This is a genomic window from Mycobacterium sp. PS03-16 (genome assembly GCF_004570325.1).
GTDB lineage: Bacteria > Actinomycetota > Actinomycetes > Mycobacteriales > Mycobacteriaceae > Mycobacterium.
Genome location: NZ_SPQO01000018.1, coordinates 42,042 through 56,782 on the forward strand (window position 1 = coordinate 42,042; position 14,741 = coordinate 56,782).

General features: G+C 70.0%; 17 protein-coding genes. 11 read left to right on the top strand and 6 right to left on the bottom strand.

Annotated elements, in window-relative coordinates; all coding sequences use genetic code 11:
* Nucleotides 1–41 precede the first annotated feature (41 nt).
* The 3 genes from pstS to E4P42_RS16290 form a co-directional block, all read right to left on the bottom strand.
* A complete protein-coding gene (gene pstS / locus E4P42_RS16280; RefSeq protein ID WP_135127112.1) occupies nucleotides 42–1,169 on the bottom strand; it encodes a phosphate ABC transporter substrate-binding protein PstS in 1,128 nt (375 codons plus the stop codon).
* A 106-nt stretch (nucleotides 1,170–1,275) separates the two neighbouring features.
* A complete protein-coding gene (mshD, locus tag E4P42_RS16285; RefSeq protein WP_135127113.1) occupies nucleotides 1,276–2,187 on the bottom strand; it encodes a mycothiol synthase in 912 nt (303 codons plus the stop codon).
* Nucleotides 2,184–2,960 carry a response regulator transcription factor gene (locus tag E4P42_RS16290; RefSeq protein ID WP_135127114.1) on the bottom strand — a complete coding sequence of 259 codons (777 nt, stop codon included), beginning with the start codon at nucleotides 2,958–2,960 and terminating at the stop codon, nucleotides 2,184–2,186. Before E4P42_RS16290 ends, mshD begins: the two co-directional genes overlap by 4 nt.
* Before the next feature lie 156 nt (nucleotides 2,961–3,116).
* Here E4P42_RS16290 and lmeA point away from each other — a divergent pair, with 156 nt between their 5' ends.
* The 7 genes from lmeA (at nucleotide 3,117) to E4P42_RS16330 (ending at nucleotide 6,958) form a co-directional block, all read left to right on the top strand.
* On the top strand, nucleotides 3,117–3,932 hold the full coding sequence (gene lmeA / locus E4P42_RS16295) for a mannan chain length control protein LmeA (protein ID WP_245234058.1): 816 nt from the start codon (nucleotides 3,117–3,119) through the stop codon (nucleotides 3,930–3,932).
* Nucleotides 3,929–4,351, top strand: coding sequence for a thioredoxin family protein (locus E4P42_RS16300; RefSeq protein WP_135127115.1), 423 nt, complete (start codon nucleotides 3,929–3,931; stop codon nucleotides 4,349–4,351). The genes lmeA and E4P42_RS16300 overlap by 4 nt, the downstream gene beginning before the upstream one ends.
* A gap of 26 nt (nucleotides 4,352–4,377) precedes the next feature.
* Nucleotides 4,378–4,470 carry an Ms5788A family Cys-rich leader peptide gene (locus E4P42_RS27725; protein WP_371287044.1) on the top strand — a complete coding sequence of 31 codons (93 nt, stop codon included), beginning with the start codon at nucleotides 4,378–4,380 and terminating at the stop codon, nucleotides 4,468–4,470.
* Between the two features lie 186 nt (nucleotides 4,471–4,656).
* Nucleotides 4,657–5,490 (top strand): sulfurtransferase, encoded by an 834-nt coding sequence (locus E4P42_RS16310; RefSeq protein ID WP_135127117.1) that lies wholly within the window; start codon nucleotides 4,657–4,659, stop codon nucleotides 5,488–5,490.
* Nucleotides 5,491–5,493: 3 nt separating this feature from the next.
* Nucleotides 5,494–5,796: a DUF1416 domain-containing protein gene (locus E4P42_RS16315; RefSeq protein ID WP_135127118.1), complete on the top strand. Its 303-nt coding sequence runs from the start codon at nucleotides 5,494–5,496 to the stop codon at nucleotides 5,794–5,796.
* Between the two features lie 233 nt (nucleotides 5,797–6,029).
* Nucleotides 6,030–6,704, top strand: coding sequence for an FABP family protein (locus E4P42_RS16325; protein WP_135127120.1), 675 nt, complete (start codon nucleotides 6,030–6,032; stop codon nucleotides 6,702–6,704).
* Entirely contained in the window at nucleotides 6,704–6,958 is a 255-nt protein-coding gene (locus E4P42_RS16330; RefSeq protein WP_135127121.1) for a hypothetical protein, read from the top strand. The genes E4P42_RS16325 and E4P42_RS16330 overlap by 1 nt, the downstream gene beginning before the upstream one ends.
* Nucleotides 6,959–7,212: 254 nt before the next feature.
* Here the strand turns inward: E4P42_RS16330 and E4P42_RS16335 are convergent, their stop codons facing one another.
* On the bottom strand, nucleotides 7,213–8,091 hold the full coding sequence (locus E4P42_RS16335; protein WP_135127122.1) for an aminodeoxychorismate lyase: 879 nt from the start codon (nucleotides 8,089–8,091) through the stop codon (nucleotides 7,213–7,215).
* Between the two features lie 32 nt (nucleotides 8,092–8,123).
* Here E4P42_RS16335 and E4P42_RS16340 point away from each other — a divergent pair, with 32 nt between their 5' ends.
* Nucleotides 8,124–9,197, top strand: a complete 1,074-nt coding sequence (locus E4P42_RS16340; RefSeq protein ID WP_135127123.1) for a folate-binding protein YgfZ — start codon at nucleotides 8,124–8,126, stop codon at nucleotides 9,195–9,197.
* Nucleotides 9,198–9,332: 135 nt separating this feature from the next.
* Nucleotides 9,333–9,512: a DUF3073 domain-containing protein gene (locus E4P42_RS16345; protein ID WP_135127124.1), complete on the top strand. Its 180-nt coding sequence runs from the start codon at nucleotides 9,333–9,335 to the stop codon at nucleotides 9,510–9,512.
* A 12-nt stretch (nucleotides 9,513–9,524) separates the two neighbouring features.
* Here E4P42_RS16345 and purM read toward each other — a convergent pair whose 3' ends face one another.
* Complete coding sequence (purM, locus tag E4P42_RS16350; RefSeq protein ID WP_135127125.1) at nucleotides 9,525–10,598, bottom strand: phosphoribosylformylglycinamidine cyclo-ligase; 1,074 nt, start codon at nucleotides 10,596–10,598, stop codon at nucleotides 9,525–9,527.
* 164 nt (nucleotides 10,599–10,762) lie between these two features.
* Here purM and E4P42_RS16355 point away from each other — a divergent pair, with 164 nt between their 5' ends.
* Entirely contained in the window at nucleotides 10,763–11,743 is a 981-nt protein-coding gene (locus E4P42_RS16355) for an NAD(P)H-binding protein (protein WP_135127126.1), read from the top strand.
* 9 nt (nucleotides 11,744–11,752) lie between these two features.
* Here E4P42_RS16355 and purF read toward each other — a convergent pair whose 3' ends face one another.
* Nucleotides 11,753–13,285 (bottom strand): amidophosphoribosyltransferase, encoded by a 1,533-nt coding sequence (gene purF / locus E4P42_RS16360; protein ID WP_135127127.1) that lies wholly within the window; start codon nucleotides 13,283–13,285, stop codon nucleotides 11,753–11,755.
* A 209-nt stretch (nucleotides 13,286–13,494) separates the two neighbouring features.
* Between purF and E4P42_RS16365 the strand changes: the two genes are divergently transcribed.
* On the top strand, nucleotides 13,495–14,739 hold the full coding sequence (locus E4P42_RS16365; RefSeq protein WP_135127128.1) for a DoxX family protein: 1,245 nt from the start codon (nucleotides 13,495–13,497) through the stop codon (nucleotides 14,737–14,739).
* The last annotated feature ends 2 nt before the right edge of the window (nucleotides 14,740–14,741 follow it).

The following is a 14,741-nucleotide window of genomic DNA, read 5'->3' on the forward strand; positions in this document are numbered from 1 at the left end:
CATCCCATCCTCGCCGCAGTGTTGCTTTTCCGCCAGGGGAACTAGGCGGTCGACGCGATGGCGTCGATCGAGCCCGTCAGGCGCTCCTTGAACCGGTCCGGCAGCGGGACGTAGCCGGCGTCGGAGAGACCCGCCTGGCCGTCGTTGGCCGCGACGGTCAGGAAGGACTTCACGGCCTCGGCGGTCTCGGCGTCGTAGCCCTTCGAGCAGACGATCTCGTAGGTGGCCAGCACCAGCGGGTAGGCACCCGCCTCCTTGGTCGCGTACAGCGAGTCGAGGTTGAGCACCAGGTCCTCGCCCTCACCGGCGAACGTGGCGGCGTCGATGGCCTTACCGGCCGACTCGTCGGTCAGCTCGACCGCGCCGCCGCCGTTGTCGATCTGCGCGAACGGCAGACCGGCCTGCTCGGCGAAGCCCTTCTCGACGTAGCCGATGGCACCCGGCGTGGCCTGCACGGCCTGCACGACGCCCGAGGACTTCTGGGCGCCCTCGCCGGCGCCGCCCTGGAACTCGCTGCCGTCACCCTTGGTCCAGGCCTGCGGCGCCGCGGCGGTCAGGTACTTCTGGAAGTTGTCGGTGGTACCCGAGGAGTCCGACCGGTAGATCGGGGTGATGTTCTGGTCGGGCAGCGTCTTGCCCTCGTTGAGGCCGGCGATCGCCGGGTCGTTCCACTTGGTGATCTGGCCCTGGAAGACCTTGGCCAGCAGGTCGGCGTTCAGCACGAGGCCTTCGACACCCTCGACGTTGTAGGCCATCGCGATGGGGCCGAACACCAGCGGGATGTGCCACGCGGGGTTGCCACCGCAGCGCTCGGCGGCCTGGGGCACCTGCTCCTCGGACAGCGGCGAATCGGAGCCGGCGAAGTCGACGTTGCCCGCGATGAACTGCTGGCGCCCCGCGCCCGAACCGGTCGGGTTGTAGGAGAGATTCTTGCCCTGGCAGACCTGACCCCAGACCTGGTTGAACACCGCGACGGCGTTCTGCTGTGCGGAGCTGCCCTCGGCGTTGATGGTGGCTTTGCCGCCGCAGTTCTCGGCGCTCGCAGACCCCGAACCGGTGGCGCCGGACCCGCCGGAGGTGCCGGTGTTGTTGTCACTGCCGCAGGCGGTCAGGGTCAGCGCGGCGATCGCCGTCGCGGACAACACCTTGCCCATGCTGTTGAGCTTCACTTATCCCACTTTCCGTTGACGGCTTCGAACTCCACGGCAACGTATGCGCCGCTGGTGGACGGATCGCGGATCGCGGGTTAACGGAGGGTGAACAGGTTCAGTGAACTCACAGGTTGCCGGGTCCGGGGGCCGCATAGGCCGCATCGACGCTGAACACCTCAAAGCCCAGTCGCGCATAGGTTTTCACCGCGGCGGCGTTATCAGACTCGACGTAGAGCATCACCACCGGCTGTGAGGAACCCGACAACCGGTCCGCCAGGTGGTGCAGACCGGTCAGCGTCAGCGCGCCGCCGAGGCCCCGGCCCTGCGCCGCCGGATCGACGCCCACGACGTAGACCTCGCCGAGATCGTCGTCGTGCACCTTCGTCCAGTGAAAACCGAGAAGTTTGCCGGATGTTGTATCGAAGGCCATGAACAGGCCGGCCGGGTCGAACCAGGACTCCGTGCGCCGCGCGGCGATGTCGTCGGTGGTCCAGCCGCCCTGCTCGGGATGCCACGCGAACGCGGCGTTGTTGACCCGCAACAACTCCGCGTCGTCCTGCGGTCCGGCGTAGGTCGTCATTCGCACGCCGTCGGCCGCGGTCACCGGCGGTAGCTCGGTCAGCGGTCGGCGCATCTGCAGTAACTCCCGCACCACGCGCAGGCCGAGCGAGCGGGCGGTGGCCTGCGCCGCCTCGAGATTGCCGTGGGCCCAGATGCGGGCGTCGCCGCCGCCGGCAGCCAGCCCCGTGCGGACCATCTCGGCGCCGATGCCGCGGCGGCGGGCCTCGGGGTGTACCACCAGCTCCGCCATCGCCGACGCCTCACCCTCGGCGGGTGCCAGGTTGAGATACCCGACCACCCGGCCGCCGGCCGCGTCGACGGCCAGCAGGTGCCGGGTCCGGTCGGCGGGCAGTTCGCGCAGCACCTGATCCCCGACCGGTGCCACGCCGTCATGCCGCGCCGCGACGTCGATGAGCTCTCGGACGTCGCGCTGCTCGGCCGCGGACAGCGCCGCGCGCCACTCGATCGCCGTCACTGCGCGCGCAGGGGATCCGCCATGGACGGCGGCACGCGGTCGGGGGTGTCGAACTCGTCGTCCTCGTCGTCGATCACCGCGGCGTCGGCGGCGGGCGGCCGGCCGCGGGCCGGGCGCACCGCTTTGTAGCCGACGTTGCGCACGGTGCCGATCAGCGACTCGTACTCCGGACCGAGCTTGGCCCGCAGCCGCCGGACGTGCACGTCGACCGTGCGGGTGCCGCCGAAGAAGTCGTAACCCCACACCTCCTGCAGCAGCTGCGCGCGGGTGAACACCCGGCCGGCGTGCTGGGCCAGGTACTTCAGCAACTCGAACTCCTTGTAGGTGAGGTCGAGCGGCTTACCGCGCAGCCGCGCGGTGTAGGTGCCCTCGTCGATCACCAGCTCGCCGAGGCTGATCTTGCCGACGTTCTCCTGGTTGGCCACACCCCCGCGCCGGCCGACCAGCAGCCGCAGTCGCGCGTCGATCTCCGCGGGCCCGGTGCCGGGCAGCAGAATCTCGTCGAGCCCCCACTCGTGGTTGACCGCGACGAGGCCGCCCTCGTTGACCACCGCCACCACGGGCACCGAGGTTCCCGTGGTGCCGAGCAGCCGGCACAGGCCGCGCGCGGCGGCCAGATCGGTGCGGGCGTCGACGATCGCGACGTCGGCGGTGCCCGCCTCGAGCAGTGACGACACCTCGGTCGGTGCCGCGCGCACGGTGTGCGCGAGCAGCGACAGCGACGGCAGAACCGACTCGGGGTGCGGGTCGACGGTCAGCAGCAGTAGATCCACAGGCCCTCCAGCAGTCCGGGGGCATCGACCCGACAGCGATGTCTGCGGTGATCTCCCAGATTCATGCCTGACACGAAGCCGTTACCGGCCGTTAGTGCATTCACGATAGCGCGCCACCTGCGAATAGGCCGCGCCAAGACCAGCGGTGCGGAGCGCGTGCGCCAGAATGTGGCGGTGCGCAAGGTGCTGATCGGGCTCGTCGCGACGGTGCTCGCCGTGGTGCTCGGCGCGGTCGGCACCGACTTCGGCGCCGCGATCTACGCCGAATACCGCTGGTCACGCACGTTGCGGTCGGTCGCGAACCTCGACTCCGACCCGTGGGTGGGCATCATCGGGTTCCCGTTCATTCCGCAGGCGGCCGACCACCGCTACGACGAGATGGAAATCCGGGCCAGTGGCGTTCATCACCCCGTGCTCGGTAAGGCGTCGCTGGAGTCGACGCTGCACGACGTCGGCCTCGCCGACGCGTCGTGGCTGGTGCGGCCGGGTGCCGCGTTGCCCGTCGGCAAGGTCGAGAGCCGCATCATCCTCGACTCCACTCACGTCGGCCGGTTCATGGGCATTCCGGATCTGCTGGTCGAGGCGCCGACGCGGGAGAGCAACGACGCCACCGGCGGCACCACCGAATCGGGGATCTCCAGCAACACCGGGGTGGTGTTCACCGGGACCCCGGCCGTCGACGGAGTCGAGGAGAAGGTGTCGGTCGCCGTCGACCTGACCATCTCCGGTTCCGATCGCACCACGCTGGTGGTGACGGCCACCGACGTGCTCACCGGGGCGGGCACCGCCGACCAGGAGGTGCCCGAGGACAAGTTGGCCGCGGTGCTCGAAGCGTTCAGCACGGCCATGCCCGGCCTGAGACTCCCGTTCGCGATTGCGCCGACCGCCCAGGGCGCGCGCGGTTCAGATGTCATCATCGAGGGCATCGCTGACGACAGGACCCTCACGCTCGACGGATTCCGGCAGCCATGAGCTCGTCGTGGATCGTGGTGATCGCCGTGCTGATCGCGGTGGTGGGGGTGGCGCTGGTCGCTGGACGCCTGATCAGCCTGCGGGCCGGTCTGCAGAAGGGTGAGGCCGCCGCCGCGAACATCGACACCTCCGGGCTGGGCCTGTCGGATACCGGCCCGACCGTGCTGCACTTCACCGCGGAGTGGTGCGGTCCGTGTGAACAGGTGCGCCGCGTGGTCGAACAGGTCTGCCGGGAACTGCCGTCGGTCGCGCACGTCGAGATCGATCTCGACGCCAATCCGGAAGCGGGAAGACGGCTTTCGGTGCTGTCCCTGCCGACGACGATCGTTTTCGACGGGCACGGCCGCCCCCGCTACCGCACCTCGGGCGTCCCCAAGGTCGCTGACCTGCGGTCCGTGCTCGAACCGCTGTTGGCCTGATCACCCTCATTGGGTAGGCTGTCGGCGTGTCCGCCCGCCTCGAGCAGCTGCTCACCAAGCGCCGCGCAGTCGATCTGTGCCGCGTCGCGGGTTGTTTCTGTTGTTCTTCCAGCTGCTGAGCGCGCTCGCGCCGCGATGCGCTCCTGCGGAGCAGCCGTTCCCGCCTGCCCGCGATCAGACCGCCGACACAACAGGAGTATGACCTCATGTCCACGCAGACCGATGCCACCCCGTCGGCTACCGGTTTCGCCGTGCCTGTTCCCTCCATCCCCTAGCGCCTCCGCAAGCAACCGAAAGGATCATCGATGGCTCGCTCCGACGTCCTGGTCAGCACCGACTGGGCCGAGAGCAATCTCAACGCGCCGAACACCGTGTTCGTCGAGGTCGACGAGGACACGTCGGCCTACGACATCGGACACATCGAAGGTGCCGTCAAGCTCGACTGGAAGACCGACCTGCAGGACCCCGTCCGGCGCGACTTCGTCGACGCCCAGCAGTTCTCGAAGCTGCTGTCCGACCGCGGCATCGCCAACGATGACACGGTGATCCTCTACGGCGGCAACAACAACTGGTTCGCCGCCTACGCCTACTGGTACTTCAAGCTCTACGGCCACGAAGACGTGAAGCTGCTCGACGGCGGCCGCAAGAAGTGGGAGCTCGACGGCCGGCCGCTGTCCTCGGAGACCGTCAGCCGCCCGGCCACCAGCTACACCGCCAAGCAGCCCGACAACTCGATCCGCGCCTTCCGCGACGAGGTCATCGAGGCCATCAACGTCAAGAACCTCGTCGATGTGCGCTCCCCCGACGAGTTCTCCGGCAAGATCCTGGCGCCCGCGCACCTGCCGCAGGAGCAGAGCCAGCGGCCGGGGCATATCCCGGGCGCCATCAACGTTCCGTGGAGCAAGGCGGCCAACGAGGACGGCACCTTCAAGTCCGACGAGGACCTCGCGAAGCTCTACGCGGATGCGGGCCTGGACGGCGAGAAGGAAACCATCGCGTACTGCCGGATCGGTGAGCGTTCCTCGCACACCTGGTTCGTGCTGCGGGAGCTCCTCGGGCACCAGAACGTGAAGAACTACGACGGCAGTTGGACCGAGTACGGCTCCCTGGTGGGGGCCCCGATCGAGTTGGGAAATTGAGATATGTGCGCTCCTCCTAAGCAAGGCCTGGCCCTGCCCGCCAGCGTCGACCTGGAGAAGGAAACCGTGATCACCGGCCGTGTGGTCGACAGCTCCGGCCAGGCGGTCGGCGGCGCGTTCGTCCGCCTGCTGGACTCCTCGGACGAGTTCACCGCCGAGGTCGTCGCGTCGGCGACCGGTGACTTCCGGTTCTTCGCCGCGCCGGGCACCTGGACGCTGCGGGCCCTGTCGAAGGTGGGCAACGGCGACGCCACCGTCGCCCCGTCGGGCGCCGGGATCCACGAGGTCGACGTCAAGGTCGCGTAGTCGCGGAGATCGCCGATCGGCACGCCGGACGCCTTATGCGGCCGGCGTGCCGATCGGCGTTTGCGGCACCTGAGAGGTGTGGGAAAGCCCTCAGGCCGCCCGGTCGGGAGCCGGTGTCACAGCGGTTAGACTGGGCGTGTGGTCCTGTTCTACGAACTCCTGCTGGTGGCGTGCACCCTGCTGATCACGTGGTTCGCGCTGTACGCGCTGTACCGCCTCATCACCGATGAGTCGTGACCTCGCCGGACGAGTCTGACCAGGCCGCCGGTTCGATCTTCGCGACATCCGGCGACCGCGCCGTCGCCGAGGCCGCCGAGCGGGCGAAAGCCACTGCCGCGCGCAACATTCCGGTCTTTCAGGACCTTCCGCTGCCCGCCGACACCGCGAACCTGCGGGAGGGCGCGGACTTCAACGACGCCCTGCTGGCGCTGCTGCCGCTGGTCGGTGTGTGGCGCGGTGAGGGTGAGGGCCGCGGGCCGCACGGGGATTACCGATTCGGCCAGCAGATTGTGGTGTCCCACGACGGCGGCGATTACCTGAACTGGGAGGCCCGCTCCTGGCGGCTCACCGAGGACGGCGAGTACGAGCGGCTGGGCTTGCGCGAGACCGGGTTCTGGCGCTTCGTCGACGATCCGTCCGACCCCTCGGAGTCCCAGGCGATCGAACTGCTGCTGGCGCACTCCGCGGGCTACATCGAACTGTTCTACGGCCGGCCCCGCAATCAGTCGTCGTGGGAGCTGGTGACCGACGCGCTGGCCCGGAGCAAGTCCGGGATGCTGGTGGGCGGCGCGAAACGCCTCTACGGCATCGTCGAGGGCGGCGACCTGGCGTACGTGGAGGAACGCGTCGACGCCGACGGCGGCCTGGTGCCGCATCTGTCGGCCCGGCTGTCCCGGTACGCGGGCTAGTGCGGCGGTGGGCGGCCGCGGCCGGTGTGGCCGCGGCGGCACTTCTGGCGGCCTGCGGGTCCGAGGCCGCGCCGCAGGAATCGGAGACCTCGCCGGCCGGGTCCACCGGGCACGGCTCCTACGCCCAGTGCCTCCAAGCCCACGACGTCGCGGCGCCGCCGGGTCCGGTGTCGGCTCCCCCGTCCGGTGTGGACGAGCAGGCGTGGCGCGAGGCGATGGCGTCCTGCGCATCGCTGGCACCGGGCCCCGCCTGAGCCATCCTCCCCCGGATATGAAGCGGCCCCCGAGCCGTTGGATCCTGGTTGGACGGACCGAGGGGCTCGGGGGCCGGGTGACTGCGGGGAATTCGCCAGCGCACTCAGCTCAGTGCTGGACTTCCCCGGTGCCGCTAGCGCGCAGCCACCTCACATGTCCATAAGTCACTCAATTTGTCGGACCACCTCCCTTCCTGTGTACGAGCGACCGTACCCGCGGATCTCCGGTCCGACAAGGCAATTACTGTTCGCGCTCAGCGATCGCTGACGATGGCGGAGTCGACCAGCTCAGCGACGTCCGACGCCAGCGCCGTCGGGCGCAGCGGCACCCCGTCCAGCGTGTGCACCCGGGCCGCCAGCGTGATGCTCGAGACGAGCCAGACACCGTGTGCGGCAGTGAGATCCGCCGGCCGCAGCGCACGGTAGTCGCAGTCGTACCCCTTGTTCCTGGCCACCTCGAACAGCGCCTGCTGGGTGGTGCCGCGCAGGATCGGATACCACGGCGGCGGGGTGAGCAGCCCGAGCCGGCCGTCGTCCATCTCGGTGGCGATCACCACCGTCGAACGCGGGCCCTCGAGGATCTGCCCCTCGGCGCTGACGAAGATGACGTCGCCGGCACCATGCCGTTCGGCGTGCCGCAGTGCGGCCATGTTCACCGCGTACGACAGCGTCTTCGCCCCGGCCAGCAGCCAGGGCAGATCGGCCGCGTCGGTCGACAATCCCCGCGCCAGCGTCAGCGCGGCGACGCCGTCGCGGCGCGCGGCCGCGACCCGCGCCGGCAACGCCCCGATCGTCAGGTAGGCCGTCGGCGGCCCGCCGCTCTCCCGGCCCCGGCTGTACACCAGGCGCAGCACACCTTCGCCATCGCCGCCCTCGGTCCAGTGACGCACCCCGGCGGCGACCGCTGCACGCCACTGCGCCAGATCGGGGGCGGGTAGGTCCACCATTCGCGCCGACTGCGACAAGCGGCTCAGGTGCGCCTCCAGCAGGCACGGTCCGCCGTCGCGCACCAGCAGCGTCTCGAAGATGCCGTCACCGCGCACCGCGGCCAGATCGTCGGCATGCAGCAGCGGCTCATTCGCGTCGTGCAGTTCACCGTCGAGGGTGACGATCACACCCGGTCCGCTCGCCATGGCCCCTCAGCGTAGCCCCGTAGAGTTGACGTATGTCAGCAGTTCTCGCGCCCGAAGGTGGACCGGACGCCGGCGCCGTCTGGCACTACGGCGACCCGCTCGGCGAGCAGCGTGCCGCGACCGACGCCGGCGTGGTCGTCGACCGCGCACACCGCGCCACGCTGGTCCTGACCGGTGCCGAGCGACGGTCGTGGCTGCACAACATCTCGACTCAGCATGTGAGCGATCAGGCCGACGGCACCGTCACCGAGAACCTCAGCCTCGACGGCCAGGGCCGCGTCGAGGACCACTGGGTACAGACGGAGCTGGACGGGGTCCTGCACCTCGACACCGAACCGTGGCGTGGCGAACCGCTGCTGACCTACCTGCGCAAGATGGTGTTCTGGGCCGACGTGTCCATCGAACCCGCGGAGCTTGCGGTGCTGTCCCTGCTCGGGCCGCGGGTGGCCGACACGCCGTTGCTCGGCGCCCTCGGTCTCGATGCGCTGCCAGCGGAATCGACCGCGGTGGCGCTGCCCGGTGGCGGGTTCGTTCGCGGGATGCGCGCTGACGGCGTCGAGGTGGACCTGCTGGTGCCCCGCGCTCAGCGCGACGAGTGGCACAGCCGGTTGACCGCGGCCGGCGTCCGGCCGGCGGGGGTGTGGGCGTATGAGGCACACCGGGTGGCGACGCTGCGGCCCCGGCTGGGGGTGGACACCGACGAGCGCACGATTCCGCACGAGGTCGGGTGGATCGGCCCCGCGGTGCACCTGGACAAGGGCTGCTACCGCGGCCAGGAGACCGTCGCGCGGGTACACAACCTGGGTAAACCGCCGCGGATGCTGGTGCGGCTGCAGCTCGACGGGTCGAGTGACCGGCCGGCGACGGGTGATCCGGTGCTGGCCGGTGGCCGTGCCGTCGGGCGCCTGGGCACCGTGGTCGAGCATGTCGACGACGGCCCGGTCGCGCTCGCGTTGCTCAAGCGCGGGCTGCCCGCCGACACCGCGCTGACCACCGGCGGCGAGGTCGCGGTCGCCGCGGCGATCGATCCGGATTCGATGCCCGCGGCCGACGCCGTGGGCGCCGGCCGGCTGGCTGTGGATCGGCTGCGCGGCGCGGCGCGGTGAGTCTGGTCACCGCGGGCGAGGGCCTGCCAGCGCGCGGCGATCCGGCACGGTAAAGTATGGGCAGGACAATAACGACACTAGGAATCGGAGCCGCCTGTCTACGGGCCGCTCCGTTATTGCGCGAGGGGGTCCCCCATGGGCCGCGGCCGGGCGAAGGCAAAGCAGACGAAGGTCGCTCGCGACCTGAAGTACAGCTCGCCTCAAACTGATTTCGAGCGGCTCCAGCGCGAGCTGGCCGGTGGGTCGGGCGACACCGACACCCGCGACGGCGTAGCCGACGATGAGTGGGCGCCCGAGGACGACTGGCGCCGCTGACCCGTCGCGGTCCTAGAACCGCGGGTGCTGGCCCACCAGCTGTGCCCGCGGCTCTTCTTTGCCGCCCTTCTTGATGGTCCCGAGGGTCCAGCAGTCCAGGTGGCGGGCAGTGAGAATCGCCAGTGCGCGGTCGGTGTCCTCCGGCGCGACGACGGCGACCATCCCGACGCCCATGTTGAACGTCTTCTCCATCTCGGCGCGGTCGATCCGGCCACGCTGGGCGATCATGCCGAACACCGGTGCGGGCGTCCAGGTGCCGCGGTCGAGCTCGGCGACCAGACCGTTGGGGACGACCCGTTCCAGGTTCCCGGCCAGCCCACCACCGGTGACGTGGCAGAACGTCCGGACCTGGGTCTCGGCCGCCAGCGCCAGGCAGTCCTTGGCGTAGATGCGGGTGGGTTCGAGCAGCTCTTCGCCCAGCGTGCGACCGAACTCCTCGACGTGGCCGGCGAGGTTCATGTGGTCGATTTCGAGTAGCACGTGGCGGGCCAGCGAGTAGCCGTTGGAGTGCAGGCCGGTCGAGGCCATCGCGATCACGACGTCGCCGGGACGCACACGGTCGGGACCGAGCACGTCGTCGGCCTCCACGATGCCGACACCGGTGGCGGAGATGTCGTAGTGGTCGGGCGCCATCAGCCCCGGATGTTCGGCGGTCTCGCCACCCAGCAGGGCGCATCCGGCGAGGACGCAACCCTGGGCGATCCCGGACACCAGCTCGCTGACCCGCTCGGGGACGGTGCGCCCCACCGCGATGTAGTCCTGCAGGAACAGCGGTTCGGCGCCGCAGACCACGAGGTCGTCGACCACCATGGCGACGAGGTCGAGGCCGACGGTGTCGTGTTTGTCCATCGCCTGGGCCACGGCCAGCTTGGTGCCCACGCCGTCGGTCGACGAGGCGAGGACGGGCTCACGGTAGCCGCCGCGCAGGGCGAACAGGCCGGCGAAGCCGCCCAGCCCGCCGCGCACCTCGGGCCGCGTGGCCTTGGCGGCCAGCGGCTTGAAGAGTTCGACGGCTCGGTCACCGGCTTCGATGTCCACCCCGGCCGACGCGTATGAGATGCCGTGTTGTTCGGCGCGCTCGGTCATCGAGTAGAAGGCTACCGTTCCGCACCAGCCGTTGGTAAACGCCCGTCGGCGATCGCTGCCTGCGCGTTTCCCGTTCGCGGGTTTGCCGGACCCATCCGAGGGTCATCCTTGCCCCCACCGGCTCCGAATGCCTGGTGTGTCGGTTGTCGAAGGATGGAGGCCCGGTGCCCGCTGAACTGATCCGCTGCCTGGTGACGGGTGCCACCGGCTATATCGGCGGCCGCTTGGCGCCGGCCCTGCTCGACCGCGGCCATCAGGTGCGGGCGATGGCGCGCACCCCGGAGAAGCTGGACGACGCGCCGTGGCGCGACCGGGCCGAGGTGGTCAGGGGCGATCTCACCGATGCCGATTCCCTGGCGGCGGCGTTCGAGGACGTCGACGTCGTCTACTACCTGGTGCATTCGATGGGCACGTCCGACAACTTCGTCGCAGAGGAAGCCGAGTCGGCGCGCAACGTGGTGTCGGCGGCCCGCACGGCGGGGGTACGCCGGGTGGTGTACCTCAGCGGCCTCCATCCGGACGGCACGGAACTGTCCCGGCATCTGGCGTCGCGGACCGAGGTGGGCGAGATCCTCATCGACTCCGGTGTCGAGACCGTGGTGTTGCAGGCCGGCATCGTGATCGGTTCCGGCTCGGCGTCATTCGAGTTGATCCGGCATCTCACCGACCGGCTGCCGATCATGACCACCCCGAAGTGGGTGCACAACAAGATCCAGCCGATCTCGATCGACGACGCGCTCCACTACCTGGTGGAGGCGGCCACTGCGCGGGTGCCGGAATCGCGGACATGGGACATCGGCGGCCCGGATGTGCTCGAGTACGGCGAGGCGATGCAGGTCTACGCCGACGTGGCGGGTTTGCGACCGCGGCGGTTCGTGGTCCTGCCGTGGTTGACCCCCACCCTCGCGAGCCGTTGGGTGGGGCTGGTGACGCCGATTTCCGCGGGACTGGCGCGGCCGCTGGTGGAGTCGCTGGAATGCGATGCCGTGATGGGTGACCACGACATCGACACGGTGATCGCGCCGCCCGACGGCGGCCTGACCGGATTCCGGGACGCGGTCGCCGAGGCGCTCGGGCGAAACGGCACCGCGGCCAGGAACGGCCGACGCCACCTGCTGCGGTTCAGCCCGGCCGTGGCGACCTGAGCGCGACGCTCAGGGGCGCCGCAGCGCCGAGACGTTGTCGTTGTCGGACTGCAGCGGGATGCCGGTGCGCGCGGCGGTGGCCAGCATGTGCTCGATGACGTTCTTGCCGAGCGCCGATTCGCCGGGCAGTTCGATCGGGTAGTTGCCGTCGAAGCATGCCGAGCACAGCCGCGAGGCGGGTTGTTCGGTGGCGGCGATCATGCCCTGTTGGGAGATGTAGCCCAGCGTGTCGGCGCCGATCGCGCGGCGCACCGCCTCGAGCATCTCGTCCTCGTCCTCGACGGCATTGGCGATCAGCTCGGCCGGGGTGGCGAAGTCGATGCCGTAGAAGCACGGCCACTTCACCGGCGGTGAGGCGATCCGCACGTGCACCTCGACGGCGCCGGCTTCGCGCAGCATCCGGATCAACGCCCGCTGGGTGTTGCCGCGCACGATCGAGTCGTCGACGACGATCAGCCGCTTGCCGCGGATGACCTCTTTGAGGGGGTTGAGCTTGAGCCGGATACCGAGCTGGCGGATGGTCTGCGACGGCTGGATGAACGTGCGCCCGACGTAGGCGTTCTTCATCAGTCCCTGCCCGTACGGGATGCCGGAGCCCTGGGCGTAGCCGACGGCGGCCGGGGTGCCCGATTCCGGGACGCCGATCACCAGGTCGGCCTCGACGGGCTTCTCACTGGCCAGCCGGCGCCCGATCTCGACGCGGGTGGCGTGCACCGAACGCCCGCCGATGGTGCTGTCCGGGCGGGCCAGGTACACGTATTCGAAGACACACGCCTTGGGGCTGGGGTTGGCGAAGCGGGTGGAGCGCACGCCGTCGGCGTCGATGGCCAGCAGCTCCCCGGGTTCGATGTCGCGGACGAACGAGGCGCCGACGATGTCGAGCGCGGCGGTCTCCGAGGCGACGACCCAGCCGCGGTCCAGCCGGCCCAGCGACAGCGGCCGCACCCCGTACGGGTCGCGCGCCGCGTAGAGGGTGTTCTCGTCCATGAAGGTCAGGCAGAACGCGCCGCGCACGGTCGGCAGCAGCTCGAGCGCGGCCTGTTCGAGCGTGGCGTCGGCGGCGCCGTGGGCGAGCAGCGCGCCGAGGATGTCGGAATCGGTGGTGGCCGAGCCCTGGGCGCGGCCGTTGATCAGCCCGGCGTCGCGGGCGCGGGCAGCCAGCTCGGTGGTGTTGACCAGGTTGCCGTTGTGGCCCAGCGCGACGCCGGTGCCTGCGGCGGTGTTGCGGAACACCGGCTGGGCGTTCTCCCACGTGGTGGAGCCGGTGGTGGAGTAGCGGCAGTGCCCGACGGCGACGTGCCCGTGCATGGCGGCCAGCGTCTGCTCGTCGAACACCTGGCTGACCAGGCCCAGATCCTTGAACACCAGCACCTGTGAGCCGTCGGCGACCGCGATACCGGCCGCCTCCTGGCCGCGGTGCTGCAGCGCGTAGAGGCCGTAGTACGCCATCTTGGCGACGTCCTCACCGGGCGCCCAGACGCCGAACACGCCGCATTCTTCGCGAGGTTCGGTTTCGGTCTCGATGTCGTCGTGGCCGATCACGATAGGGCTGCTCCCAGGGGGCGGTGGGTGACGTAACTCAGTCTACGGGCAAAACCGGTCGACAAAAGAATCGGCCGATGGTGTCGTCGTCACGTCCAACGACTGGATCTCGCACCACATTTCCGTGTACACCGACGAAACCCAGGAGTCCGCTGTGATCCCTGTCGCATCTGCGGAGACGCTGACGCGGCCATCCCGTCACGCGCGTCGTGTTCCGCTTCGGTGTCGTCTATCTCGGGCTGTTCTGCCTGGTCTTCGCGCAGCTCACCTTCGCCTACGCCGGCGTGCTCACCCACTGGCTACCCGACAACGCGGTGATCTGGCAGCTGATGGCGCTCGAACCCCTGCTCGGCTTCGTCGCACGGCACCTGTTCGGCGTCGACGCGGTCCTGCATCTCGACTCGGGCAGCGGCGATCAGGCGATCATCTGGGTGCTGGTGTTCTGCCTGCTGGTCGTGGCGCTGATCGCGACGGCGGTGTGGAGCCTGCTGGACCGGAAACGGCCCGCCTACCCGCGGTTGGCCGCGTGGTTCCTGACGTTCCTGCGGATGTGCCTGGGCGGGCAGCTGCTGTTCTACGGGTTCGCCAAGGTCATCCCGACCCAGGTGCCCGCGCCGCCACTGTCGGCGCTGCTGCAGCCCTACGGTGACCTCAGCCCGGCGTCGGTGCTGTGGCTGCAGGTGGGCGGTTCGTATCCGTACGAGATCTTCCTGGGCGCGGCCGAGGTACTCGCCGGTGTGCTGCTGTTCTGGCCGCCGACCGCCACGCTCGGCGCGCTGCTGAGCGTGGCGGCGATGGGGCAGGTGTTCCTGCTGAACATGACCTTCGACGTGCCGGTCAAGATCCTGTCGTTCCACCTGCTGGTGATCAGCGCCGTGCTGGTGGCGCCGCACGCACGAGGCCTCGTCGACCTGCTGGTGCGGCAGCGGCCGTCCGGCCCCCTTCGGCAGCCGGCGCTGTTCGGCGCGGCCCGGGCCAACCGGATCGCCGCGGTCGTGCAGGTGGCCCTGGGGGTGTGGGTGCTGATCGGCTGTGTGTCGGTGAGCCGGCAGGCCTGGTACGAGTACGGCGGCGGGCGGCCGGAGCCCGAGCTGTACGGCATCTGGGCGGTGACGGAGTTCCGCGTCGACGGCCGGCCGACCCCGCCCCGCACCGACGACGCCGCCCGGTGGCAGCGGGTGGTCGTCGACCAGCCGGGCGCGGTCACGGTGCAGCAGATGGACGGCACGCTGACCACGGTGCCCGCCACCATCGACCCGGGATCGCGCACCGTCGAGATGCCCGACCTCGCAGCGGATCTGCGCTACCGCCGGCCCGACGGGGACCGCCTGATCCTGGCGGGCCGGGTCAACGGCCGCGCCGTCGAGATCGATCTCGATGCGGTGGACCCGAACTCGTTCACCCTGCGCAGCCGCGGCTTCACCTGGGTGCAGGAGTACCCGTACTTCCGCTGACG

Bases quoted from the DNA above. Each gene is read 5' to 3' on its own strand.
- E4P42_RS16300 (WP_135127115.1), top strand. From the start codon at position 3,929: ATGAGCTCGTCGTGGATCGTGGTGATCGCCGTGCTGATCGCGGTGGTG.
- E4P42_RS16310 (WP_135127117.1), top strand. From the start codon at position 4,657: ATGGCTCGCTCCGACGTCCTGGTCAGCACCGACTGGGCCGAGAGCAAT.
- E4P42_RS16315 (WP_135127118.1), top strand. From the start codon at position 5,494: ATGTGCGCTCCTCCTAAGCAAGGCCTGGCCCTGCCCGCCAGCGTCGAC.
- E4P42_RS16335 (WP_135127122.1), bottom strand. From the start codon at position 8,091: ATGGCGAGCGGACCGGGTGTGATCGTCACCCTCGACGGTGAACTGCAC.
- E4P42_RS16340 (WP_135127123.1), top strand. From the start codon at position 8,124: ATGTCAGCAGTTCTCGCGCCCGAAGGTGGACCGGACGCCGGCGCCGTC.
- E4P42_RS16345 (WP_135127124.1), top strand. From the start codon at position 9,333: ATGGGCCGCGGCCGGGCGAAGGCAAAGCAGACGAAGGTCGCTCGCGAC.
- purM (WP_135127125.1), bottom strand. From the start codon at position 10,598: ATGACCGAGCGCGCCGAACAACACGGCATCTCATACGCGTCGGCCGGG.